This is a genomic window from Streptomyces sp. UNOC14_S4 (genome assembly GCF_020740835.1).
In the GTDB taxonomy this organism is placed as follows: Bacteria; Actinomycetota; Actinomycetes; order Streptomycetales; family Streptomycetaceae; genus Streptomyces.
Window position 1 is genome coordinate 1 of record NZ_JAINFC010000371.1, and the last position, 7,753, is coordinate 7,753.

The 7,753-nt window shown below is 74.5% G+C and carries 6 protein-coding genes; 1 reads left to right on the plus strand and 5 read right to left on the minus strand.

Going from position 1 to position 7,753, the window contains the following annotated elements; translation table 11 throughout:
- From K6I34_RS26755 to K6I34_RS26770, 4 genes are all read right to left on the minus strand, one after another.
- On the minus strand, window positions 1-990 hold a 990-nt coding region (locus tag K6I34_RS26755; protein WP_229329426.1), incomplete at its 3' end, for an NAD(P)/FAD-dependent oxidoreductase.
- Window positions 971-1,285, minus strand: coding sequence for a (2Fe-2S)-binding protein (locus K6I34_RS26760; RefSeq protein ID WP_229329428.1), 315 nt, complete (start codon window positions 1,283-1,285; stop codon window positions 971-973). The genes K6I34_RS26760 and K6I34_RS26755, both read right to left, overlap by 20 nt.
- 69 nt (window positions 1,286-1,354) lie before the next feature.
- Complete coding sequence (locus K6I34_RS26765; RefSeq protein ID WP_229329430.1) at window positions 1,355-2,524, minus strand: FAD-dependent oxidoreductase; 1,170 nt, start codon at window positions 2,522-2,524, stop codon at window positions 1,355-1,357.
- A gap of 77 nt (window positions 2,525-2,601) precedes the next feature.
- On the minus strand, window positions 2,602-3,984 hold the full coding sequence (locus K6I34_RS26770; protein ID WP_229329432.1) for an aminopeptidase P family protein: 1,383 nt from the start codon (window positions 3,982-3,984) through the stop codon (window positions 2,602-2,604).
- Window positions 3,985-4,223: 239 nt separating this feature from the next.
- Between K6I34_RS26770 and dhaK the strand changes: the two genes are divergently transcribed.
- Window positions 4,224-5,210, plus strand: a complete 987-nt coding sequence (gene dhaK, locus K6I34_RS26775) for a dihydroxyacetone kinase subunit DhaK (protein ID WP_229329436.1) — start codon at window positions 4,224-4,226, stop codon at window positions 5,208-5,210.
- A 15-nt stretch (window positions 5,211-5,225) separates the two neighbouring features.
- Here dhaK and K6I34_RS26780 read toward each other — a convergent pair whose 3' ends face one another.
- Window positions 5,226-7,586 carry a hypothetical protein gene (locus K6I34_RS26780; RefSeq protein ID WP_229329434.1) on the minus strand — a complete coding sequence of 787 codons (2,361 nt, stop codon included), beginning with the start codon at window positions 7,584-7,586 and terminating at the stop codon, window positions 5,226-5,228.
- Window positions 7,587-7,753 lie beyond the last annotated feature (167 nt).

Genomic DNA, 7,753 nt, shown 5'->3' on the forward strand with positions numbered 1-7,753 from the left:
GGTCTCCCCCGCCGCCCACAGGCCGCGTACCGAGGTCTCCTGGAGGCCGTCCAGGACGAGCGCGGCGGTGCCGTCCGCCGTCCTGCGGGTCGCGCAGCCGAGTGCTGTGGCCAGCTCGATCTGCGGGACCAGGCCGTGTCCGACGGCCAGCGCGTCGCAGGCGATCCGGCGGCCCGACCCCTGTACGGGCCGCCAGTCGCGGTCGAGCCGGGCCACGGTGACGGCTTCCACCCGGTCGGTGCCGTGCGCCTCGGTGACCGCGCTGCGTGTCACCACCCGCACCCGGTGCCGCAGCAGGGCCGCACCGTGGACCAGTGCCTCGGCGGCCTTCCCCGCGTTGGTGACGAGGGCCCGGGGATGCCGGGCGTACCCCGGATATCCGGACGCCTCGATCACGGCGGGCACCCGGGCACCGGCCGCGGCCAGGGAGGAGGCGACCGCGAGCAGCAGGGGGCCGCTCCCGGCCACCACGACCCTCCGGCCGGGCAGCACCAGGCCGGACTTGAGCATGGCCTGCGCTCCCCCGGCGCCCACGACACCGGGCACGGTCCAGCCCGGGAAGGGGAGCTGACGTTCGTACGCGCCGGTCGCCAGCAGCACCGCGCGGGCCCGCACCCGTACCGGCCGCTCGTCGCAGCCGTCGGCGCCGGTGAGGCAGTGCACCGACCAGGGGCTGTCCGGGGTGTCCTGCGTGACGCTCCACACGTGGTGTCCGGGACGGTGCCGGACGCCGCTTCCCGCCAGCCGTCGGCGCAGGTCGGCGTAGACGGGCCAGCCGTGGTGCAGGGCCTCGGGCCGGGCCGCGCGGGCGGCCGGTGCGGGGTGTCGGTAGAACTGGCCGCCGGTGTGCGCGGCCGCCTCCAACAGCACGACGCGCAGACCGCGTTCGGCCGCCGCGACGGCACCGGCGAGACCTGCGGGACCGGCGCCCACGACGGCCAGGTCGTACGGTTCGGACGGTTCGGACGGTTCAGACGCCGAGGCGGTCATGGCCGTGCCCTTCCTGGGTGACGACCGCGTCGCCGGGGCGCGCGGGGACCAGGCAAGCCCGGCGGTTGGGCGTGCCGTTGATGGTGGCGAGGCAGTCGAAGCACTGGCCGATGCCGCAGAACGCACCGCGTGGCCGACGGCCGTCGCGGGTGATGCGCCAGGCCGGGATCCCGGCCCCCCACAGTGCGGCGGCGACGGTCTGTCCGGGGCGGGCGGTGACGGGCCGTCCGTCGAAGGTGATCTCGAACGGCGGACCGGGCTGCGCCCCGACCAGGTCGGCGGGGGTACGGGCCACTGGGGTTCTCCTCTCCGTGCACACGGCGGGCGAAGGATCGGGGCCGGGTTCCCACTCGGGGCAGGGGTGTCAGTCGGGCCCCGCACGCGCCACGGGTGCGAAACGGCCGGGCGCGAACGGGCCGATGTCCAGGGGCTGTTCGGATCCGGTCACGCACCGTGCGACGATCAGCCCGGTCGCCGGGGCGAGCCCGACGCCCGCGCCCTCGTGGCCGCACGCGTGCAGCAGGCCGGGAACGCGCGGGTCGGGGCCGATCGCGGGCAGGTGGTCCGGCAGGTACGGGCGGAAGCCGGTGTACGCGCGCATCGCCCGTACCGCGGCCAGGACCGGGAAGAGCGCCGTGGCCCCGGCCGCCAGCCGCCGCAGGGCCCGCGGGGACGGCGTCCGGTCGAAGCCGACGCGTTCGCGGCTGGCGCCGATCAGGACGGGGCCCGCCGGGGTACCCTCGACCACCGCCGAGGTCTGCAGCGCGGCGGACCCGCTGGCGACGTCCGCCACGTAGTCGGCGGCGTACACCTTGTGCCGCACCACGCGCGGCAGCGGCTCGGTGACGAGGACGAAGCCCCGGCGGGGCAGCACGGGAAGCTCCACGCCCGCGAGCCGGGCGAGTTCACCGCCCCAGGTACCGGCGGCGTTGACCACGTACGGGGCGTGGATCTCCCCGTGCCGCGTCCGTACGCCGCGCACGGCGCCGTCCGCCCCGGCGAGCAGGCCGGTGACCTCCTCGCCGAGTCGCAGGCGCACCCGGCCACCGGCCGCGCGCAGCAGGTGCGCGGCGGCGAGGGCGGGCATGACCTGCGCGTCCCGCGGGTAGTGGACGCCGCCCGCCAGGCCCGGGGCGAGGTGGGGTTCCAGGTCCCGCAGCCGCTCCGCCGGGATCTCCTCGGCGGTCACGCCCGCGGTGCGCTGCCGGGCGGCGAAGTCCCGCAGCGCGGACATTCCGGCGGCTTCCGGGGCGACGACGAGGCCGCCCTTCGGTTCGTACTCGATCCGCGGGGGCAGCACCCCGGCCAGCTCGGCCCACAACCGGGTGGAGCACAGGGCGAGTTCCAGCTCCGGGCCCGGTTCCTTGTCGGAGACCAGGAGGTTGCCCTCACCGGCCCCGGTGGTGCCGCCCGCGACGGAGCCGCGGTCGACGACGGTGACGCGGAGACCGGCGTCGGCGGCGTAGTAGGCGCATGCCGCGCCGACCACGCCGGCGCCGACGACGATGACGTCCGAGAGGTTTCCCGTTGGCACGTCAGTAATATTTCACATGGTACTGACGTTGCCCAGACCCAACTCCGCTCTTCTGCAAGCGAATTCCCTGTCGCTGCTCAGAGCGCACGGGCTTCGATCAGACCGTCCATCCATTCCTCCACGGCGTCCGGTGTCCTGGGCAGTCCGCCCGACAGCAGCCGGGCGCCCTCCGCCGTGATCACCAGGTCGTCCTCGATACGCACCCCGATGCCCCGCAGCTCGGGCGGCAGGGTCTCGTCGTCGGGCTGGAGGTAGAGCCCGGGCTCGACCGTGAGCACGTGGCCCTCCTCCAGCACCCCGTCCAGATACGCCTCGGTACGCGCCTGGGCGCAGTCGTGGACGTCCAGGCCGAGCATGTGGCCGCTGCTGCACAGGGTGTAGCGCCGGTGGAGATCACCCCTCGCGTTCTTCAGCACCCCCCATTCCACGAGCCCTTCGGCGATCACGCGCATGCCGGCCCGGTGGAAGTCACGGAAGCTCGCTCCCGGCTTCAGGGCGGCGATGCCCGCGTCCTGGGCGGCCAGCACGAGCTCGTAGACCTGCCGCTGGACCGGGGAGAAACGTCCGGAGAGCGGGAGGGTACGGGTGACGTCGGCGGTGTAGAGGCTGTCGGTCTCCACCCCCGCGTCCAGGAGCAGCAGCTCCCGCGCGTCGAGCGGACCGTCGTTGCGTGTCCAGTGCAGGACACAGGCGTGGGCGCCGGAGGCGGCGATGGTCTCGTAGCCGGTGCCGTTCCCCTCGGCGCGGGCGCGCAGGCCGAAGACCCCCTCGATCCAGCGCTCGCCGCGCGGGTGGGCGAGGGCGCGCGGCAGAGCGCGTACCACGTCCTCGAACCCCGCGGCCGTGTGGTCCGCCGCCTGTTGCAGCTGCGCCACTTCCCAGGGGTCCTTCACCAGTCTCAGCTCGCTGAGCACCGAGGCGAGTCCGGCGTCCACGGCCGCGTTCCGCCCCGGCGGGAGTCCGCCGAGGGCGACGCAGCGGATGCCGGTCGTCCGCTCGGCCTCGGCGAGTCCGGGGCGGGGGCCCACCCAGAACTCGCCGTAGCGGCGGTCCCGGTAGAAGCCCTCGTCGGTGCGTGCCGAGCGTGGCCGGATGTGCAGCACCGCCTCGTGGCCGTGCGGCCCGTCCGGTTCGAGCACGAGCACGTGGCCCGCCTGCTCCTCGCCGCCCAGTCCGGTCAGCCAGGTGTAGGCGCTGTGGGGGCGGAAGCGGTGGTCGCAGTCGTTGGAGCGCACTCGCGGCTCGCCCGCCGGGACGAGGAGCCGCTCGCCGGGGAAGCGCGCGGAGAGGCGGGCGCGGCGGGCGGGGGTGAGACCGGCGGCGGGAAGCCGGGTGCCGCCCCCGGCGGGCGCCGAGGCCCAGCCGGAGGCCATGAAGGACGCCAGCTCGGGCGTGACGGGCAGGTCGTGGCCGGCCGTACGGATCGCGGAACCGGGCGCGGGTGATACCGACGTGGTCATGGAGCTCCCTCGGATCTGGTGGGCGGAGGGGCTTGCTGAGAACCTGTCAGTGCAATTTCACATTACTCCGCGGGAGGCATCCGCGGACGGGGCCCGGGCAACACCTTCGCCACCCGCCCACCGGCCCGCAGGCGGTCCGCGGCATGCGACGGGAGCGCGCCGCGCCTGGCGTGGCGTGCGGACCTCCGGCAGGCTGGGCGGGCACCGCAGTCCGTCACCCGAGGAGCCCCTCCGTGCACATGCTCATCAACACTCCCGAGACCGTGGTCCCCGATGCGCTGCGCGGGATGGCCCTCGCCCATCCGGAACTGACCGTCGACGTCGAGGGGCAGGTCGTGGTGCGACGGGACGCGCCCGTCGCGGGCAAGGTCGCCCTGGTGTCGGGGGGCGGGTCCGGGCACGAGCCGTTGCACGCGGGATTCGTGGGGCACGGGATGCTGGACGCCGCGGCGTGCGGCCATATCTTCACGTCGCCCGTGCCCGACCAGATGGCGCGCGCGGCGGCCGCGGTGGACAGCGGCCGGGGCGTGCTGTTCGTCGTCAAGAACTACACCGGTGACCGGATGAACTTCGCCATGGCCGCCGAGCTGGCGGAGGACGAGGGCATCCAGGTCGCGAGCGTGCTCGTCGACGACGACGTCGCGGTGACCGACAGCACCTACACCGCCGGGCGCCGCGGCACCGGGGCCACCCTGTTCGTGGAGAAGATCGCGGGAGCGGCGGCGGAGGAAGGGGCGCCCCTGGACCGGGTGGAGGCCATCGCCCGGCGGGTGAACGAGGCGTCCCGCAGCTTCGGCGTGGCGCTCACCGCGTGCACGACCCCGGCCAAGGGCAGCCCCACCTTCGACCTCCCGCCCGGCGAGCTGGAGCTGGGTGTCGGCATCCACGGCGAACCCGGCCGGGAGCGGCGGCCGATGATGACCTCCGCCGAGATCGCCGACTACGCCGTGGACGCGGTGCTGACGGACCGGCCGCCGACCGGTCCGGTGCTGCTCCTGGTCAACGGCGCGGGCGCGACGCCGCTGCTGGAGCTGTACGGCTTCGCGGCGGAGGTGCACCGCGTGCTGGCCGCGCGCGAGGTGGCGGTCGCCCGGACCCTCGTGGGCGACTACGTCACCTCCCTCGACATGGCGGGCGCCTCGGTGACGGTCTGCCAGGTGGACGAGGAGCTGCTGCGGCTGTGGGACGCGCCGGTGCGGACGCCCGCCCTGCGCTGGGGCCGCTGATCCCCGCCGCGGGAGTCACTCCTGGAGGACGATCCGGCCCAGCAGCGTCGTGGTCAGGGCGAACGTGTCCGCGTGAACGAGCCTGCGCCCGACCGGGAGCGTGGTGCCGCCCGCGGTGACCGTCCCGGTGGCCGTCGTCCTGTCGGTCAGGTAGGTCTCGTACTCCTCGATCACGAGCCGGAACGAGGACAGCAGGGGCAGTGACGGTGCCGGTGGGGTGAGGTCGCCGGTCCAGGCGAAGCCGGTGCCGCGCGCGACGCAGGTGAGGTCGAGCGTGGCGCCGGTGCCGGTCCAGTCGAGGTCGCCGCCGGTCAGCGGGCGCTGCTGCACGGAGGCGACGACGCGGCGGCTCGCGGCCATGCCGGGCAGTCCGGCCCCGGCGCGCTTGCCGACCGCGGTGGCGGTGGCCGGTCCGCCGAGCTCGATGTGGATCCTCCCGTCCGTCGTCATGGCCCCGCTGACCGTGCGGTCGGGCGCGAGCTGGGTGAACTCCCCGAGGACCACCTTGGACAGCTGGAGGGGGTCGACGGAGGAGGGCTGGTAGCGCGCCAGGGCGGGCCGGAGGTAGGGGAAATAGGCGGTGGTGTCGGCGGCGGCGCCGAGGTCGACGTCGATGTCGCAGTACCAGAGCCTGCGTTGCGGGTCGAAGACCGGGGCGAAGGCCACGACCGTCACGGTCGCGGGCGCCCCGGCGACGGTCTCGGCCGTCTGCAGCCCGGTGGCGGTGAGCGCGGCGTTCGGGAAGTTGACGGGTGCCAGGTGGGGCAGGGCGGTGGTGTCCGTGCCCACGGGGTCGGCGGCACAGCGGGTGACGAGGTCGTCCGGCAGGCCCGTGGCCGCGGTGCCGGGGTCGAGGACGAGCGCGAGGAGTTCGTCGTCCCCCGAGGAGAACCAGGGGCGCCGGAGGAAGACGCGGAAGCCCGCGCGGCGGCGGATCCGGGTCACCTTGTGCGCCCCGTGGTCCACCGAGCTCTCCCAGCGGAAGGTGGGCACCGCGTGGCTGACCAGGGGTGGTTCGGGCCTGCGCGAGCTGGGGACGGCCCAGCCGCGGCCGGCCGGGCCCGCGCCCGCGGGCCCGACCCGGGTGATGAGCTCGGCCCGGTCGGTGATCGCCGGGTGGAAGAACTCGCGGAAGCGTGTGGTGGCCGTGGGGGTGTAGGTGACGTTGCGGTGCCGGGTGTCGCGGAACTCGTGACGGATGCCCAGCAGCGAGCGGGTGTTGTCCGCGGGGCGGAGGGTGAGCTCGCCGACGTGCGCGTGGCCGGTGATCCGCTGGGGCGCGTCCTGGGTGACGTCGTCCAGCCACTCGGTCCAGGTCGCGTCGACGTCGACGCGGCCGGTGCTCCTGGCGTGCGCCCGTACGGTCCCGACGAGCTGGGCGGAGGTCTGCTCGGCCGTGCGGTTGAAGGTCAGATCGCTCAGCACCGGCCGTTCGAGGGGCTTCTCGACGGCGTGCACCAGGGTGAGTTCGACGTACGGGGTGATCAGCCAGTTCTCGCCGTCGGCGGAGGCGGCCGTCAGTTCGTCCTTCTTGGCCTGCGGGAGCCCGGTGACCGGGTCGTTCCACAGCGGGGAGCCGGTGAGGAGCTGCCAGGTGCGGAAGGTGTCGAGGTCGGAGGCGGCGATGCGGCAGCTCATGCGGACCGTCGCGGCCTCCGCCTTCGGCAGGAAGACGGTCAGCTGACGGCCGATCAGGGACCGCTCGGGAGCACCCGTGCCCTCCTCGATGCGCAGCCGCAGCGGCTCCGCCTGGGGCCAGGGTCCGGGGAAGTCGTAGGTCTCGTTGGGCTTCCCACCGGGCAGGCCGCGGAAGGAGACGCCGCGGACCAGGGCGTCGGGCAGGTAGGGCAGGATCAGCTGGTCGGCGTCGTGGACGACGTACTCGCCCTGTTTGAGCCCGGCGCCGCGCGCCACGGGGAGCTCGGTCAGCGGCTCGGTGTCGTGCACGTCGTGCTTGGCGACGTGGATCTCGCCGAAGAACTTGAGGTCGCGGGTGAGGTCCGGGTCGTCCGGGAAGCTGACGACGGTGTCGAGGTACGAACCGGCCTCGCGGGAGGCGGAGGCGAAGTACTGGCGGCGGGCCTCGGCCGGTTTCCCGGCGCCGAAGGCGGCGTCGTACACGCCGTGCTGCTCGGCCATCTGGAGGGCGGTCTTGGGCGGGCTGACGTGCCGTTCGTCGAAGGAGCGGTAGCGCCGGTCGAGCCCGTCGACCGGCGAGTGCATCTCGTGGTCGGGCACCTCGGCGTTGCGCCGCAGGGCCCAGATCACCGGTGGGACCGGTGTGCCGTCCTCCTCGATCGTGGAGCGGATCACCAGCCGGGGTTCCGAGTCGCCCTCCAGGAAGGGCCGGCGGGGCACGATCACGGGGGGCGGCACGGGCTCCCAGCGGCTGTAGGTGAGGGGTTCGGTGACGGTGCCCGGGGCGCCCGCGGGGTCGGTGTCGGCGCCGAGGCTGTTGCCCGCGAGGTCGGTGAGGCGGGCGCGCAGCCGGTAGGTCCTGCGGTAGCGCAGGGCGGGCAGGGTGCCGGTGGCGGTCTCTTATA